Source organism: Nonomuraea sp. NPDC001831, from assembly GCF_042892035.1.
In the GTDB taxonomy this organism is placed as follows: Bacteria; Actinomycetota; Actinomycetes; order Streptosporangiales; family Streptosporangiaceae; genus Nonomuraea.
On the sequence record NZ_JBIATU010000019.1, the window covers coordinates 108,228 to 122,925 of the forward strand.

A 14,698-nucleotide genomic window follows, 5' to 3' on the forward strand; every position below is an offset into this window, starting at 1 on the left:
ATACTTTGTGGCGTTCACACCTGTATGGACTCGGCGCGCGAGCGCGGGACCGTCGTCGTGGGCAGGCGTACGAACCGCAGAAAGGCCGGCAGCAGCCACGGACGCCGCCCCCAGACCGCCACCTTGCCCGTGAGTGCGGCCCGCGTCCTGGACATCCGGCCGAACAGCAACAGGTTCAGCGCCGCCGGGTCGAACCGCACGTGCGCGTCCACCTGCGGCCCCAGCTCGGCCACCGACACCCGCCCGTGGTCCAGCGCCAGCGCCGCCGGCGCGGTGTGCGCCGAGTGGAACCCGACGGTGATCCGGCGGGGCGGGGCGGGCGTCCCGGTGTCCATCAGGCGTCCGTAGTCGTTCCTGATCATCCCGATGAGGAACAGGTCGAAGAACAGCCCGGCGTCCCGCGCGGGCACCGACCAGGGGGTACGGGTCGCGCGGGCGATGTCCCAGCCGTGCAGCAGCAGCTCGTTCAGCAGGTGGGCCAGCACACCCGCGACGGGCACCCGCGCGTCGCCCAGCCAGGGGACCGGGGTCGCCGGATCGACCTCGGCGCCGGCGCGCAGGATCTCCCGGACGTCGCCGCGCAGCCGCTCGGCCAGGACGGCCGGGTCACGCTCGGGGAAGTGCTCGAACGCCAGCTCGTTCAGGGCGCTCACCGTGTCGACGTTGGCCCCGAGTATCGGCTCGGCCAGCCCCGGGAACGGCGTGGTCACGTCGCCGCGCACCACGCAGGTGTAGAGCGAGGCGATCGCGGTGACGTGGGCCGCGGTCTCGGCGACGGTCCACTCCCTGGTCGCCATGGCGTGGGGATCGACGATGGAGACCAGCTTCGCGAACCGGTCGGTGGCCGCCTTGAGCGAGCCGCGCACCGACGCCCATTTGCCGTACGTGATGAGCTCGTCCATGTTCTCTCCAGAGGTCCACGATCACGCTAACCCGGGTGACCTGGGCGGTCTTCTCCGGAAATGCTCCTCTGGGCCCCTCGTGCGCCCGCCGCCCCGGCGAAAACCGGTGGCGTCGCCGGGCGTCCCGGCAGTTCACTTTGAGCACCCGTCCTGATCAGAGGGAGCTTCATGATCGTCATCTCGGCGGCGTCGGGCGCGCTTGGCCGTCTCGTCATCGACCGGCTGCGCACCAGGGCGGACGTCGTCGCCGCCGTACGCGATTCCGCCCGCGCGCCCGAGGGCGTACCGGTGCGGCGGGGCGACTACGACGACCCGGCGAGCCTGCGCACGGCGTTCGAGGGCGCCGCCCGCCTGCTCCTGATCTCGTCGCCGGAGCTCGACCCCGGCCGCCGGATCGGCCACCACCTGGCCGCCCTCGCCGCCGCCGCGGACGTGGGCGTCGGCGCCGTCGTCTACACCAGCTTCCTGGACGCCGACACCGTCGCCACCGGCATGACCGAGGCCCACCATGCCACCGAGCAGGCCCTCCTGCGCAGCGGCCTGCCGTACACGATCCTGCGCCACCCCTTCTACAGCGACGCGTTCGTCCCCCGGGTCTCGGACGGCGAGCTGACCGGGAGCGGCGGAGGGCGCGGCCTGAACACCGCGTTCCGGTCCGACCTGGCGCAGGCGGCGGCTGACGTACTGACCGGCGAGGGCCACGAGGGCCGCGCCTACGACTTCACCGGCCCGCTGTGGACCCACCCGGAGGTGGCGCGGGCGCTGGGCGTGCCCTACCGCGAGGTCCCCGACGCCGCCCCCGGCCCGATGGCCTGGCTGAACGCCCGGATCCGCGCCGGCGCCCTGGAAAGGCAGACCCCCGACCTGGAGAACATCCTCGGCCGCCCGCCCCGCACGATGCTCTCGTACCTCAACGCCACCCTCTGACCGCCCTACTTGCGGCCGCGTGACAGCACCACGGTGATCCAGACGATGGTGGGCAGCAGAATCAGGAACACCATGATTCCGGCGACGACGGCCATGCCCGCGTCGGAGAGGTGCTGAGACGGCAGATCATCTTCCATCCGGCGATTGTCCCCGGCCCGCCAGGCGCTCCGACGGGCGACACCCTGGAAACCTTCTCGGGACGCACGTCCGCCGCCCAGGCGCCCAGCCTGAAGGCCGAGGAACTCACCGCCGTCGATTCCCCGTTCCCCGGTGAAGGCTCCCTCGGCTCCTCCTGGCTGCTGCGCTACGACAAGAGCTTCTCGCCGTACTTCGACGGCGAACTGCGCGGGGTCTACTCCGACGCGGTCACCCAGTGGAGCGGCTCGATCGTCCTGCCGTAGGAGAGGCCCGAGCCCCCGCGGATCCGCGGGGGCTCGTGTGTAGGGTCGGGATCATGAGTGGTGACTGGCGGCGGGACAGGGTCGGTAGTGCGTTGGCGGGGCGGAATCCCACGGTGCTCAGGCGGCTGGACGCCGGCTTCGCCGTGATCGGTGACACTCAGTTCCTGCCGGGATACTCGGTTCTCCTGGCGGACGAGCCCGGCGTGCAACGGCTGTCCGACCTGCCCCGGGCCAGGCGGATGGCCTTCCTGTCGGACATGGAGCTGCTCGGCGAGGCGGTCGAGCGGGCCTGCGGCGCGCTGGACCCGGCGTTCCGGCGGGTGAACCTGGAGATCCTCGGCAACACCGACCCCTTCCTGCACGCGCACGTCTGGCCGCGGTACGAGTGGGAACCGGCCGAGCTGGTCGGCCGGCCGGTGTGGCTGTATCCGCCCGGCAACTGGACCGACCCGCGATACGCCCTCGGCCCGCGACACGACCCGGTGCGTACGGAGATCGACCGGCAGCTCGGCGTCCTGTACGCGGCCCACGGAGCCCAGGACCGCGCCGGCGGCTGACGCGGGGCCCCGGACCGGACGGACCTACTCAGAAGCCTGGGAGAGGGCGGCGGTGAGGAGTTTCAGCAGGTCGGCGGCGAGGGCGGGGCTCGTCGCGATGGTCGCCCGGGAGGTCATGTCGTGGGGGCTGCCGTCGAGGTCGACCACGACGGCCCCGGCCTCGCGGGCGATGACGACGCCCGCCGCGGTGTCCCACGGGTTGTTGCTGAGCATGACGCTGGCGTCGACCTTGCCGTCGGCCACCCACACGAGGTCGATCGCGGCCGAGCCGAGCATCCTGACGCGCTGGACGCGCGCGGCCAGTTCCTGGGTCAGGGCGAAGCGGGGACGGTTGCGTTCCGGCGCGTCCGCGCCCACCGCGTAGTCGCCCAGGGCGACGACGGCGTCCTGGAGTTCCGCGGCCCCGCTGACCTGGACAGGCGAGCCGTCGGCCGTCGCGCCGGCGCCTCGGGCGGCCGAGTAGCGGACGCCGAGGAACGGCAGGCCGACGACGCCGAGCAGCGGCACGTCCCCGTCGACCAGGCCCAGGGAGACCCCGCACAGCGGGATGCCGTGCAGGAAGTTGGCCGTGCCGTCCACGGGGTCGAGCACCCACGTCAGGCCCTGGCCCGGCCGGCTCGCGCCTTCCTCCTCGCCGAGGAAGCCCAGCTCGGGCGTCTCGTTCGAGAGGAACTCGCGTACGGCGTGCTCGACGGCGAAATCGACCTCGGTGGCCATGTCGCGGTCGCCCTTGGCGGTGACGACGCCGGGCGCCCGGGTGGTGATGATCTCGCCGGCGATCGACGCGGCCGCCTCGGCGACGGGCAGCAGCGTCCGGACGTCGATGGTCATGCGGGCCGTCCTAGGGCAGTTCGGGACGCGTCAGGGCCTTGGCGAACGGCTCTCCGGCGGCCCGTGCGTGCGCCATCCGCGCGCGGGCCTCGCCGAGCGTGCGCGGCCGGTAGCCGGGCCCGCCGCAACAACTCTTGTGGAAGCCGACGCCCGCGTGCAGCAGCAGCGACAGCACCCGCCAGGCCGCGGTGTCGCGCCGCCGGGGAGCCGCGAAGGCGGAGCCCACGTGGATCAGCGGCTCGCCGCAGCGCGGGCACGACCGGCCCCGGTCGCCGGGCAGCGGGTAGGGCTGCTTGTACGAGGCCCGGCACGGCAGGCAGACGAACGACGTCTTCGCATGACCCATGCGCCCAGCCTAGCCCCCGTGACCGGCCGGACACCGGGCCCGGCCCGGAGCCCCGCCAACCCTCCCCTCATCCAGCAGCGGGACGGCAGAGGGAAGGGCATGGCCTGGCGGGGGCGGGGTGGCTAGTTCTCCTCGTACGGGGCGGCCGGCCGGAGCAGGTCGCAGCCCTCGAAGACCTGCTTCTCGGCGGCCGAGCCGGGCTTGACCCGCTTGAACCCGGCCGGCATCTCCTCACCCTTGGTGACGGGCTGCCAGACGCCGCCCTTGCGCAGACACTGCGCCCACGCGGCGAACTTGGCGTCCTCCTCCGGCGTGGCCGGCTCGGAGCCGCCGAGCAGCGTCGAGTCCCACTCCTTGCACGCCTTCATGGCGGCGTCGAGCTTGGCCTGGGTGACCTTGCTGACGGCGCTGGTGTCGAGGTCCTGGCCCTTGACCGGGTCCGGGATGTCGATCCCGTTCTCCCGCATGCATCCGGCGAACTTCACCGCGGTCTCGTGCCAGCTGGGCTTGCCGGAGTCGGGCGCGGGGCTGGACGAGCTGGCGAAGCTCTGCGTCCCGCACGCCGCGCTCAGGGCCAGGACGGGCAGGGCGGCCAGGACGGCGAGACGCCGCTTGCTGATCAACACGGTTTCCTCCAATGGGTTCGGCTGGCGGTCAACACCGTGGCCCGCCGTTGTGAGGAGCCCGTCCGCTCCATGTCATGAACGTGTAATAGCTTCCGAAGGCGCACAAACCGGCACGCCAGGCCGCCGATACTGGAACGCATGGCCCGTGTCTTGCTGATCGAGGACGATCCCCACGTCAGGGACGCTCTGACACTCGCCCTCAAGGGCCGGGACCACGAGGTGCGGTCGGCGGCGTCCGGGGAGGACGGGCTGGCCCGGCTGGCCCGCTTCGCCCCCGACGTGGTGGTGCTCGACCTCATGCTGCCCGGCATCGACGGGTTCGAGGTGTGCCGTCGCATCCGCGCGACCATGTCCACCTCGATCGTGATGCTGAGCGCGCGGGGCGACGACTTCGACGTGGTCGGCGGGCTGGAGGCGGGCGCGGACGACTACGTGGTCAAGCCGGTGCGCCCGCAGGTCCTGGAGGCCCGGATCAGGGCGGTGCTGCGCCGTACGGACGGTGTGCCCTCGCCCGTGGAGAGGTACGGCGGGTTGTGCGTGGACCGCGCCTCACTCACCGTGAGCAGGAACGGCCGGGAGGTCGCGTTGCCGCCGATGGAGTTGCGGCTGCTGCTGCACCTGTCGGCCACGCCGGGCCAGGTCTTCAGCAGGCAGCAGTTGCTGGAGTCGGTGTGGGAGCACGACTACCTGGGCGACTCGCGGCTGGTGGACGCCTGCGTGCAGCGGCTGCGGTCCAAGATCGAGGACGTGCCCGCCGAGCCGAGGTACGTGCAGACCGTGCGCGGATTCGGTTACCGCTTCGGGCCGGTATGAACTGGCTGCGGGGGTTGCGGGTCCGGCTGGTGATCACGTTCGTGCTGGTGGGCGGGCTGAGCGCGGTGGGGGCCGCGGGGTTGACGTACTACAAGGCGCGCACCAACCTGCTGGCCGGAGCGCAGGACCGGTCGCTGAAGGACTTCAGGAGCCGGGTGCTGCTGCTGTCCCGCGACGTGGCGCTGCCCGCCGGCGACGAGGAACTGGCCCAGCTGGCCGAGGACCTGGAGATCGGCGACCGCAAGGTCTACGTCGTCAGGGACGGCGCCGTGCCGGGCGACGCGCGCGTCACCGCCGAGCTGCGCGCGACCGTCCTGCGGTGGCCGGAGCTGGCCTGGCAGCGGGTGGAGCGCGACGGCGTGCCGTACCTCGTGGCCGGCGGCAGGGTCATGCTCCGCGCCGGCGGCACGCCGTCGGGGATCAGCGTCTACCTCGTCGAGTCGCTCGGGAAGGCCGCCTCCGACGAGAGGGCCGTGCTGCGCGCCGCGCAGGCGGCGGCCGTGCCCGTCGTGCTGCTGGCGGTGCTGGCCGGGCTGCTGGCCGCGCGCGGCGTCCTGCGGCCGGTCGCCGACCTGGACCGGGCGGCCCGGCAGCTGGGCGAGGGACGGCTGGAGACCCGCCTGCCCGTGCACGGCGGCGACGAGCTGGCCCGGCTGGCCGGACGCTTCAACGAGACGGCCGCCGCGCTGGAACGTTCGGTCGGCGAGCTGCGCGAGATGGAGGCCAGGTCACGGCGGTTCGTCGCGGACGTCTCCCACGAGCTGCGCACGCCGCTGGCCGCCGCCACCGCCGTCACCGACGTCCTGGAAGCGGGCGCCGCCCGGCTGGACGCCGACGCCGGAACCGCCGCCCGGCTGATCACCGCCGAGGTCGCCCGGCTCAGCACGCTCGTCGACGACCTGATGGAGATCTCCCGCTTCGACGCCGGAGCCGCCGCGCTCAACCTCAACGACGTGGACGTCGGCGCCGCCGTCGCGGCCTGCCTGCGGTCCCGCGGCTGGAGCTCCGACGTCGTCGCGGACCTGCCGTCCCCGGACGTCCGCGTTCCCCTCGACCCGCGCCGCCTGGACGTCATCGTCGCCAACCTCGTCGGCAACGCGCTGCGGCACGGCGCGCCGCCCGTCGCCGTCCGGGTGCACGCCACCGGCCGGACGGTCGCCGTCGAGGTCTCCGACCAGGGGCCCGGCCTGCCCGCCGACGTGCTCCCGCACGTCTTCGAGCGCTTCTACAAGGCCGACGTCGCGCGCGCCCGCTCCGAAGGCAGCGGCCTCGGCCTGGCCATCGCCCGCGAGAACGCCCTGCTGCACGGCGGTGACCTCACCGTCGCCCCCGGTCCTGGCGCCGTCTTCACCCTCACCCTGCCGAGGAACCGTCCGTGAGAGCCTGGCCGCTGGCCCTGATCCTGACCGTCTGCACGGCCTGCGGGGTCGGCCCCACCGACGTGATCCGCGCCGGAGAGGCGCCCCGCGGCTTCGTCCAGGGCACCAGCCTGTACTTCGTGCGGCACGGCCGGCTCGTGCCCGTCACCCGCCCGGAGGGCCCGCTGCCGGCCGCCGAAGCCGTCGTGCTGCTGACCGGCGGCCCCACCTCGGGGGAACGCGAGCGCGGCTTCGACACCGGCCTGCCGAAGGGCCTGGTCGTCCGGGCGACCGGCGACGCGTTCGTCCTGGGGGCGCCGGCGTCCCGTCTGCCGCGGATGGCCACCGGGCAGCTCGTCTGCACGATCGCCGCCGCCACCGCCGTCGAGCGCGGCGTGCAGGTGGACGACGTACGGGTGACCGTGCCGGGCAAGGGGCAGGCCCGCTGCGCCGACTTCACCTGACTCCCACACTACGTAACGGATTAGTCACTCAAACGACTATGGTCACGATAAGTGATCACTCGACAGCATTGAGGCTTCCCGAGGAGTGGAGGCAGATGTGGCCAGTGAGTTCCAGCGGAAGAAGGTCGGCGGCGTCTTCCGGGCGATGGACGTCGACGGCGACGGCCGGCTGACCCAGGCCGACTTCCAGGCGCTCGCCCACCGCTGGTCGGCCGTCGCGGGGCCGGCCGACCCCGAGCGGCTGACCTCCGTCATGACCGGCTGGTGGCCGGTGCTCCGGGCCGCCTCCGGCGGCGACGCCGGCGTCTCCCTCGACCAGGTGCTCAGCGTGGTCGACGTGCTCGGCGACATGACCGACGCGGTCACCGGCACCGCCGACGCGATGTTCGAGGCCATCGACCTCAACGGCGACGGCCTCATCTCCCGCTCGGAGTACGGCGCGCTGATCGAGACGTGGAACGGCGCGCCGTCGGCGACCGACGAGATCTTCCCCCGCCTCGACCTGGACGGCGACGGCCACCTGTCGCGCGAGGAGTTCCGCCGCCACTGGACCGAGTTCTGGGCCGGCGACGACCCGGACGCCCCCGGCTCGTACGTGTTCGGCGCGCCGCCCGAATAGACCTCAAGGTCAGAGGGGCGGCCCCACCGGCAGGAGCAGCGCCGGAGGCAGCACGTCGCCGTCGGCGAACGGCCGGCGGCCGACGAGCTCCTCGGCGGTCCCGCCGGGCACGCCGGCCCCGCGCAGCACCTCGACGGCATGCCCGGCCGGCAGCAGGTCGAGCCAGCGCAGCACGGCCGCCCGGTGGGCGTCGGCGTCCAGCTCGCCGTGCACCCTGAGCCGGGCCAGGCCGCCGTCGGGGAAGACGTCGAGGCGGACGTGCGTCACGGGCGCGGACGACACCGGGCGCAGGAAGTGCCGGGTGTCCGGCTGCAACCGGGTCTTCGGGATCAGCTCGAACCACTCCGCGCCCGCACCCGGATCACCCGCGCCCGGATCACCCGCGCCCGGATCACCCGCGCCCGGATGGCTCGCGTCTGGATGGCCCGCGTCCGGATGGCTCGCGTCGGTTCCGCTCAGCGAGGCCCAGCCGGCCGCGTTGCCGACGAAGTACGACGTGTCGATCTCCACCCGGCGCACCCGCCCGCGGCCCGCCAGCCGGACCGTCACGTGGTCGTTGCCGCCGTCGCGGCGGCGGGCGTTCTCCCAGCCGTCGCCCATGATCCGGGCCCGGCCGGGCAGCAGCAGCTGCACCGGGGAGGAGTAGAAGGTGTCGGAGCAGGCCACCACGTCCCCCCCGTGCTCCAGCGCGGCCAGGTCGATCGTGCCGTCCAGGAGGCGCGGGTCGGGCACCGGCTCGCCGTGCACCCGGAACCGGGCCACCCCGCCGTCGGGGTAGATGCTGAGGCGCACGTGCGTCCAGCGCCGCCGGTCCGCGACCTCGAACGCGTTCTCGGCGTCGCCCCTGATCGTGCTCTTCCCGACGATCGTCTCCCAGTTCGCCCGCTCCAGCTCGGCCGGCGACGGCACGCCCTCGACGCTGGTCGCCTCCACCGAGGCGTACGGCGGGTAGTTGCCCCTGAACCAGGCGGTGTCGATCACCACCCCGCGCACCACGCCGGGGACGCCGAGCCGGACGATCGCGTAGTCGTTCCCCGGCTCGCGCCGGCGACGGGTCTCCCAGCCGTCGTACACCTTGCCCTTGTGGCCGAAGTCCTCCGTCGAGAACGTCGCGGGGCCGGGTTTGATCAGGTTCTCCCGCTCGGCGAACAGCTCGTCGTTGGCGTACACGACGCTGCCGGCCAGCGCGCGCGAGGCCAGGTCGGGGAAATGGGTGAAGGTCATGCTTCTCCTCGGTTGAGCAGCCGGCCGCGCGGCGGGCCGTCGATGTCGACGCGTTCGCCGCGCAGCCAGCTCGCGCGGACCACGCCGGCCAGCGTGCGGCCGTGGTAGGGCGTCACAGGGTTGCGGTGGTGCAGCCGGTCCTGGTCGGCCACGAACGTCTCGTCGGGCGCGAACACGCAGAAGTCGGCCTGGTGGCCCGGCGCGATCCGGCCCTTGCCGGACAACCCGGCCACCTGCGCGGGGCGTCCGGCCATCCAGCGCGCCACGTCGGTCAGCGGATGGCCGCGGCGCCTGGCCTCGGTCCACACCGCGGGCAGGCCGAGCTGCAGCGACGCGATGCCGCCCCAGGCGAGGCCGAAGTCGCCGGTGTCGAGCCGCTTGAGCTCCGGCGTGCACGGCGAGTGGTCGGAGACCACGCAGTCGATCGTGCCGTCGGCGAGCCCCCGCCAGAGCGACTCCCGGTTGGCCGCCTCGCGGATCGGCGGGCAGCACTTGAACGGGGTGGCCCCTTCGGCGATCTCCTCGGCGCTGAACGTCAGGTAGTGCGGGCAGGTCTCCACGGTGATCCGCACGCCGTCGTCCCGGGCCGAGCGGATCATCGGCAGCGTGTCCGAGCTGGACAGGTGCAGAATGTGTACCCGGCAGCCGGTCCGCCGGGCCAGCTCGATGACGTGCGCGACCGCGAGGTTCTCCGCGCCGCGCGGGCGGGAGCGCAGGAAGTCGCGGTAACTCGGGCCGCGTGCGGGCGGCGCGTGGTCGATCACGTGCGGGTCCTCGGCGTGCACGATCATCAACGCGTCGAACGCCCGCAGCTCGCGGAGCGCGTCCGCCAGCTCGGCCGGTTCCAGGGGAGGGAACTCCGGCACGCCCGAGTGCAGCAGGAAGCTCTTGAACCCGAACACGCCCGCGTCGTGCAGGCCGCGCAGCTCGCGCAGGTTGCCCGGCACCGCGCCGCCCCAGAAGCCGACGTCCACGTACGCCCGGCCGCGGGCGGTCGCCCGCTTCACCCGCAGCGCGGCCGCGTCGGTGGTGGGCGGGACGCTGTTCAGCGGCATGTCGACGATCGTCGTGACGCCGCCGGCCGCGGCCGCCCGGGTGGCGCTCGCGAAGCCCTCCCACTCGGTCCGTCCGGGGTCGTTCACGTGCACGTGGCTGTCCACCAGGCCGGGCAGCAGCACCTCGTCGTCGCCGAGCCGGACGACCTCGGCGGCCGCCAGGTCGGCCTCCAGCGGCTCGACCGCGACGATCGTCCCGTCCCGCACGCCGATGCTGCGGGCTGCCTCTCCGGCGTCGGTGACCACGCGACGGGCCCTGAACAGCAGGTCCAGCCGGGCCATCAGGCGACACCTCCGTGGCCGCGCCGTCCCGCGCGGACCGGCCGGGCGACGGCCGCGGGGCCGCCGGTGATCGGCCATCCGGTCACGGTCTTGGGGCGCGGCGTCCCGTAGGTGCGCACCTTGCTCGTGGTGAGGCCGAGCCGGACGAGCCCTTCGGCGAGGGCGACCGCGGCGGCCACGCCGTCCACGACGGGCACCCCGGTGGCTGCGGTGATCTTCCGGTCGAGTCCCGCCATTCCACCGCATCCCAGGCAGATCACCTCGGCCCGGTCGCCGATGACCGCCTCGCGGGCCTGGGCGACGATCGCCTCGACGGCCCGGCCGGGATCCTCCTCCAGCTCCAGGACCGACAGCCCGCTGGCCCTGACCGACGCGCACCGGCCGGCCAGCCCGGCCAGCCGCAGCCGGTCCTCGATCTGCGGCACCGCCCGGTCCAGCGTGGTGACCACCGAGTACGTACGCCCGATCAGCATCGCGACCTGCGCGGCCGCCTCGGTGATGTCCACCACGGGGACGTCGAGCAGCTCCTGCAGCCCCTCGCGGCCGTGCTCGCCGTACCCGGCCTGGATCACCGCGTCGTACGGCTCGTCGTAGCGGACGACCCGGTCCATCACGGCGACCGCCGCCAGGTAGCTCTCGAAGTTCCCCTCCACCGACTCCGGCCCGAACGACGGGGTGAGCGCGACGATCTCGACACCCGGCGAGGCGTGCGCCGCCGCCTGGGCGCGGATCGTGTCGGTCATCGACCGGGTGGTGTTCACGTTCACGATCAGGATGCGCACGTCAGCCCCCCGTCCCGGCGCGCATGGCACGCAGCTCGGACGGCGTGACCCCGGCCAGGGCGTCCAGCTCGGCCGCGCCGATCGCGCCGCAGTCGAGGCCGCGGGCGAGGAAGCCGGCCATCGCGCGGGCGGTCGCCGGCTCGTCCAGGAAGCCGGACGTCTCGCGCCGGAGATAGCCGCGCAGCCGGGCCGCGGCGGCCGGCAGCCCCTCCCTGAAGAAGGAGTGGACGGCGGCGTACCGGCTCGGCAGCTGGGCCGGATGCAGGTCCCAGCCCTGGTGGAGGCCGCCCTCCAGGGCGCGCAGGACCAAGCTTGCGTGCGACCGCCAGGCGGCGCGGACGGCGTCGCCGTCGCCGACCGGCAGCACGTTGCTCGACCCGTCGCAGACGCGTACGCCGGTGCCGGCGGCGGCGACCTGCATCACCGCCTTGGCATGGTCGGCGACCGGATGGTCCGCGCTCTGGTACGCCGCCGACACCCCGAGCGCCGCCGAGTAGTCGTAGGTGCCGTAGTGCAGGCCCGTGCAGCGCCCGGCCGAGGCGCGGATCATCGACGGCAGCGGCGAGACGCCGTCCGCGCCCAGGATCGCCTGCGGCGTCTCCACCTGGAGCTCGAACCGCAGGCTCCCGCTCGCCAGCCCGTACGCCGCCTCCAGCCGTCCGGCGGCCAGCGCCATCGCCTCCACCTGCTCGACCGATGTCACCTTCGGCAGCGTGACGACGAAGCCGGCGGGCGGCGGTCCGAGGGTCTCCAGGAAGATCGCCAGGGTGCGCAGGCCGCGCCGCCGGGTCGGCGCCTCGAAGCTCTTGAACCGGATCCCGCAGAACGGCGAGCCGGCGCCGGCGGCGGTGGCCTCGGCCAGGGCCTTCGCGGCGGTCCTGGCGGCGGCGTCCTCGTCGGCGTCCGGGCGGTGGCCGTAGCCGTCCTCGAAGTCGATCCTGAGGTCCTCGACCGGTTCGTGGGTCAGCTTGGCCCGGACCTGGTCGTACACTTCCGCCGCCGTCCGCGGCGGCAGGCCGAGCGCGTCGGCGAACTCCGTGGCGGTCCCGCCGTGCTCGGCCAGCGCCGCCAGCGCCTGCCGGCCCCACGCCGGTACGGTGTCCGGCGTGTAGCGGTCGGCCGGGACGTACACGGTGTGCACCGGCTGCCGGGTGGCCGGCTCCCCGGGATAGGCCGTGCGCAGCCGCTCGTCCGCGGCGGCGAGCCGGACGTCGAGCTCAGCGGCGAGCCCGGAGACGAGCCCGGAGAGGAAGGCCGCGCCGCTCATGAGCCGTCCTCGACGACGCGGAAGGACGCCGGGAACAGCAGCGACGGGTCCCGGCGCAGGTGGTCGCGCTCGGAGTAGGCGGCCTTCATCGTCTCGAAGTAGGTCTGCGCGCGCCGCCGCATCGACTCCTCGTCCACGCCGGGGATCGTCCGGTCGCGCATCACCGGCCGGCCGTCGATCACCACGGTGGACACGTCGGCGCCCGTGCAGTTCATCAGCATCGTCCTGATCGGGTCGTCGACCGGGCCGGTGCGCGGGCCGGACAGGTCCACGACGACCAGGTCGGCCGTGGCGCCGGGGGCGAGCCTGCCCAGGTCGTCGCGGCCCAGCGCGCGGGCGCCGCCCAGGGTGGCGGCCCGGTAGTAGTCGGCGGCCGAGCCCGCGTCCAGCCGGCCGGTGACCAGTTTGGCCAGGTTGTTGCCGTAGTCCATATTGCGGATCATGTCGGGCGGGAAGGAGTCGGTGCCCAGCGCCACGTTCACGCCGGCCGCCCGGTACCGGTCGAAGTCGCGCAGCGCGTCGCCGTACCTGACGAAGGTGAGGGGGCAGTGCACGATCCCCGCCAGCGCCGCGAGCCGGTCCGGCGATCCCTCGAAGGGCGTGCCGGGGTCGCCGAGGTACAGGGCGTGCGGCACCAGCAGCCGCGGGCCGAGCAGGCCCACCTCGGCCAGCACGTCCAGGGGGTGCCGGTCGTACCACTCGCGCAGCAGCCGCAGCTCCGTCAGGCCCTGCATGCAGTGCAGGCGCACCAGGCAGTCCAGCTCCTGCGCGGCCTGGGCGGTGGCGCGCAGCAGGTCGAGGGTGACGGTCTCGATGCGGCACGGCAGCAGCGCCCCCCGGATCCGGCCGTCGTGGGCGCCGTCCACGTCCCGGACGAAGCGGATCGCGTCGGCTAGCCCCCGCTCACCGAGTCCGGGCTCCCAGTGCACGTCCCGGCTGCCGTCGGCGCGCAGCACCGGCACGCCGGAGCGGTAGGACGGCCCCAGGTACATGCGCAGGCCGAGCCGCCCGGCGATCTCCACGACACCGGCCAGCTCCTCGTACGACTCCGCCCACGCGCTGTGCGTCTCGGCGGCGATCGGCATCGCCGTGGTGACGCCGTTGCGGATGAGCTGGGTGAGCGCGTACTCCCGCATGAAGAGCGTGTCCTCCAGCGGGAAGACGGCCCGGCGCCGGTTGACGGCGTAGTCGTGCGACCAGTTCAGCCCGCTGGAGTCGGCGTGCCAGGTGTCGAGGACGGCGTGGTCGATGTCGGCCAGCGCGTCCAGGTCGATGAAGCCGGGCCCGACGATCGCCTCACCGGCGTCGATCACCTCCTCGACCGGGCCTTCGTAGGAACGTCCGACGTGGACGATCCGGTCGCCGTCGTAGACGACGCACGCGTCCCGGTGGATGACGTGGTCGTCGCCGTCGAAGCCGATGACGAACGACGCCCTGATCAGCGTGCTCACTGGGTGTTCCTCCTGGTCGGCTTCCAGCCGGGCCTGGGCACGGCGGCCAGCAGGGCGCGGGTGTACTCCTCCTGCGGCTCGCGCAGCAGGGTGCGGGTGGCTCCGCGTTCCACGACGCGGCCGTGCCGCATCACGACGGCGGTGTCGCTGATCTGGTTGACCACGGCCAGGTCGTGGGAGATGAAGACGTAGCTGATCGAGCGCCGCTCGCGGATGTCGGCGAGCAGGTTGAGTATCTGCGCCTGGATCGACACGTCGAGCGCGGCCACCGCCTCGTCCAGCACCAGCACCCGCGGCTCCACTGCCAGGGCGCGGGCGATGGCCACGCGCTGGCGCTGCCCGCCGGACAGCTGCCTGGGCAGCATCGCCGCGTGCCGTTCGGCCAGGCCCACGGATTCGAGCAGGTCCAGCGCCCGCTTCCGCCGCTCGGCGGAGGTGAGCGGGAACTGCAGGGCAAGGCTCGTCTCGACGACGTCGCCGACCCGCTGCAGCTTGTCCAGCGACGAATAGGGGTCCTGGAAGACGATCTGGATCTCCCGCGCCCGCCTGCGCCGCTCCGCCGCCGACACCCGGCCCGCCGCCCGCGGACGCCCGCAGACGCTGATCGTGCCGCTGGTGGGCGTCTCCAGGCCGAGCAGCATGCGGGCGACGGTCGTCTTCCCCGAACCGGACTCGCCCACGATGGCCAGCGACTCGCCCTCGGCCACGGTGAAGGAGACCTCCTCCACGGCCGTGGCCGGGCCGTACACCTTCCGCAGCCGGTCCGCCTCGATGACGCTCATGCCGCCTCCTC

At 73.6% G+C, this 14,698-nt stretch carries 18 protein-coding genes; 7 read left to right on the forward strand and 11 right to left on the reverse strand.

Annotation, left to right across the window (positions count from 1 at the left end):
- Nucleotides 1-14: 14 nt before the first annotated feature.
- The gene (locus tag ACFYYW_RS41275) at nt 15-902 is read right to left on the reverse strand and encodes a maleylpyruvate isomerase N-terminal domain-containing protein (RefSeq protein ID WP_387657957.1); all 888 of its coding nucleotides are present in this window, start codon (nt 900-902) and stop codon (nt 15-17) included.
- A gap of 168 nt (nt 903-1,070) precedes the next feature.
- On the opposite strand from ACFYYW_RS41275, the gene ACFYYW_RS41280 reads away from it, so the two are divergent.
- Nucleotides 1,071-1,829: an NAD(P)H-binding protein gene (locus tag ACFYYW_RS41280; protein ID WP_387657960.1), complete on the forward strand. Its 759-nt coding sequence runs from the start codon at nt 1,071-1,073 to the stop codon at nt 1,827-1,829.
- Nucleotides 1,830-1,834: 5 nt separating this feature from the next.
- Here ACFYYW_RS41280 and ACFYYW_RS41285 read toward each other — a convergent pair whose 3' ends face one another.
- Nucleotides 1,835-1,966: a hypothetical protein gene (locus tag ACFYYW_RS41285; RefSeq protein ID WP_387657963.1), complete on the reverse strand. Its 132-nt coding sequence runs from the start codon at nt 1,964-1,966 to the stop codon at nt 1,835-1,837.
- Here ACFYYW_RS41285 and ACFYYW_RS41290 point away from each other — a divergent pair.
- Nucleotides 1,940-2,230 carry a hypothetical protein gene (locus ACFYYW_RS41290; RefSeq protein WP_387657966.1) on the forward strand — a complete coding sequence of 97 codons (291 nt, stop codon included), beginning with the start codon at nt 1,940-1,942 and terminating at the stop codon, nt 2,228-2,230. The two genes, ACFYYW_RS41285 and ACFYYW_RS41290, sit on opposite strands and share 27 nt — an antisense overlap.
- A 113-nt stretch (nt 2,231-2,343) precedes the next feature.
- The gene (locus ACFYYW_RS41295; protein WP_387657969.1) at nt 2,344-2,787 is read left to right on the forward strand and encodes a diadenosine tetraphosphate hydrolase; all 444 of its coding nucleotides are present in this window, start codon (nt 2,344-2,346) and stop codon (nt 2,785-2,787) included.
- A gap of 24 nt (nt 2,788-2,811) precedes the next feature.
- Here ACFYYW_RS41295 and ACFYYW_RS41300 read toward each other — a convergent pair whose 3' ends face one another.
- The 3 genes from ACFYYW_RS41300 to ACFYYW_RS41310 all read right to left on the reverse strand — a co-directional run bounded on the left by ACFYYW_RS41300 (nt 2,812) and on the right by ACFYYW_RS41310 (nt 4,590).
- Nucleotides 2,812-3,618, reverse strand: a complete 807-nt coding sequence (locus tag ACFYYW_RS41300; protein ID WP_387657971.1) for an inositol monophosphatase family protein — start codon at nt 3,616-3,618, stop codon at nt 2,812-2,814.
- A gap of 10 nt (nt 3,619-3,628) precedes the next feature.
- Nucleotides 3,629-3,964, reverse strand: a complete 336-nt coding sequence (locus ACFYYW_RS41305; protein WP_352327400.1) for a hypothetical protein — start codon at nt 3,962-3,964, stop codon at nt 3,629-3,631.
- A gap of 122 nt (nt 3,965-4,086) precedes the next feature.
- Complete coding sequence (locus ACFYYW_RS41310; RefSeq protein WP_387657974.1) at nt 4,087-4,590, reverse strand: hypothetical protein; 504 nt, start codon at nt 4,588-4,590, stop codon at nt 4,087-4,089.
- 138 nt (nt 4,591-4,728) lie between these two features.
- Between ACFYYW_RS41310 and ACFYYW_RS41315 the strand changes: the two genes are divergently transcribed.
- The 4 genes from ACFYYW_RS41315 (at nt 4,729) to ACFYYW_RS41330 (ending at nt 7,844) form a co-directional block, all read left to right on the forward strand.
- Nucleotides 4,729-5,403 (forward strand): response regulator, encoded by a 675-nt coding sequence (locus ACFYYW_RS41315; protein WP_387657978.1) that lies wholly within the window; start codon nt 4,729-4,731, stop codon nt 5,401-5,403.
- Nucleotides 5,400-6,782 (forward strand): ATP-binding protein, encoded by a 1,383-nt coding sequence (locus tag ACFYYW_RS41320; RefSeq protein ID WP_387657981.1) that lies wholly within the window; start codon nt 5,400-5,402, stop codon nt 6,780-6,782. The genes ACFYYW_RS41315 and ACFYYW_RS41320 overlap by 4 nt, the downstream gene beginning before the upstream one ends.
- Nucleotides 6,779-7,225: a hypothetical protein gene (locus ACFYYW_RS41325; protein ID WP_387657984.1), complete on the forward strand. Its 447-nt coding sequence runs from the start codon at nt 6,779-6,781 to the stop codon at nt 7,223-7,225. Before ACFYYW_RS41320 ends, ACFYYW_RS41325 begins: the two co-directional genes overlap by 4 nt.
- A gap of 97 nt (nt 7,226-7,322) precedes the next feature.
- On the forward strand, nt 7,323-7,844 hold the full coding sequence (locus tag ACFYYW_RS41330) for an EF-hand domain-containing protein (RefSeq protein ID WP_387657987.1): 522 nt from the start codon (nt 7,323-7,325) through the stop codon (nt 7,842-7,844).
- Between the two features lie 9 nt (nt 7,845-7,853).
- Here ACFYYW_RS41330 and alc read toward each other — a convergent pair whose 3' ends face one another.
- From alc to ACFYYW_RS41360, 6 genes are read right to left on the reverse strand one after another with little or no spacing between them, the layout of a single operon-like run.
- Nucleotides 7,854-9,068, reverse strand: a complete 1,215-nt coding sequence (gene alc, locus ACFYYW_RS41335; protein WP_387657990.1) for an allantoicase — start codon at nt 9,066-9,068, stop codon at nt 7,854-7,856.
- A complete protein-coding gene (allB, locus tag ACFYYW_RS41340; protein WP_387657993.1) occupies nt 9,065-10,405 on the reverse strand; it encodes an allantoinase AllB in 1,341 nt (446 codons plus the stop codon). Before allB ends, alc begins: the two co-directional genes overlap by 4 nt.
- Nucleotides 10,405-11,187 (reverse strand): aspartate/glutamate racemase family protein, encoded by a 783-nt coding sequence (locus tag ACFYYW_RS41345; protein WP_387657996.1) that lies wholly within the window; start codon nt 11,185-11,187, stop codon nt 10,405-10,407. Before ACFYYW_RS41345 ends, allB begins: the two co-directional genes overlap by 1 nt.
- Before the next feature lies 1 nt (nt 11,188).
- The gene (locus tag ACFYYW_RS41350) at nt 11,189-12,454 is read right to left on the reverse strand and encodes a DUF6986 family protein (protein ID WP_387657999.1); all 1,266 of its coding nucleotides are present in this window, start codon (nt 12,452-12,454) and stop codon (nt 11,189-11,191) included.
- Nucleotides 12,451-13,905 carry an amidohydrolase family protein gene (locus ACFYYW_RS41355; protein ID WP_387658002.1) on the reverse strand — a complete coding sequence of 485 codons (1,455 nt, stop codon included), beginning with the start codon at nt 13,903-13,905 and terminating at the stop codon, nt 12,451-12,453. Before ACFYYW_RS41355 ends, ACFYYW_RS41350 begins: the two co-directional genes overlap by 4 nt.
- A complete protein-coding gene (locus ACFYYW_RS41360) occupies nt 13,902-14,687 on the reverse strand; it encodes an ABC transporter ATP-binding protein (RefSeq protein WP_387658005.1) in 786 nt (261 codons plus the stop codon). The genes ACFYYW_RS41355 and ACFYYW_RS41360 overlap by 4 nt, the downstream gene beginning before the upstream one ends.
- Nucleotides 14,688-14,698: the final 11 nt, after the last annotated feature.

Bases quoted from the DNA above. Each gene is read 5' to 3' on its own strand.
- ACFYYW_RS41275 (WP_387657957.1), bottom strand. From the start codon at position 902: ATGGACGAGCTCATCACGTACGGCAAATGGGCGTCGGTGCGCGGCTCG.
- ACFYYW_RS41280 (WP_387657960.1), top strand. From the start codon at position 1,071: ATGATCGTCATCTCGGCGGCGTCGGGCGCGCTTGGCCGTCTCGTCATC.
- ACFYYW_RS41285 (WP_387657963.1), bottom strand. From the start codon at position 1,966: ATGGAAGATGATCTGCCGTCTCAGCACCTCTCCGACGCGGGCATGGCC.
- ACFYYW_RS41300 (WP_387657971.1), bottom strand. From the start codon at position 3,618: ATGACCATCGACGTCCGGACGCTGCTGCCCGTCGCCGAGGCGGCCGCG.
- ACFYYW_RS41305 (WP_352327400.1), bottom strand. From the start codon at position 3,964: ATGGGTCATGCGAAGACGTCGTTCGTCTGCCTGCCGTGCCGGGCCTCG.
- ACFYYW_RS41315 (WP_387657978.1), top strand. From the start codon at position 4,729: ATGGCCCGTGTCTTGCTGATCGAGGACGATCCCCACGTCAGGGACGCT.
- ACFYYW_RS41320 (WP_387657981.1), top strand. From the start codon at position 5,400: ATGAACTGGCTGCGGGGGTTGCGGGTCCGGCTGGTGATCACGTTCGTG.
- alc (WP_387657990.1), bottom strand. From the start codon at position 9,068: ATGACCTTCACCCATTTCCCCGACCTGGCCTCGCGCGCGCTGGCCGGC.
- allB (WP_387657993.1), bottom strand. From the start codon at position 10,405: ATGGCCCGGCTGGACCTGCTGTTCAGGGCCCGTCGCGTGGTCACCGAC.
- ACFYYW_RS41350 (WP_387657999.1), bottom strand. From the start codon at position 12,454: ATGAGCGGCGCGGCCTTCCTCTCCGGGCTCGTCTCCGGGCTCGCCGCT.
- ACFYYW_RS41360 (WP_387658005.1), bottom strand. From the start codon at position 14,687: ATGAGCGTCATCGAGGCGGACCGGCTGCGGAAGGTGTACGGCCCGGCC.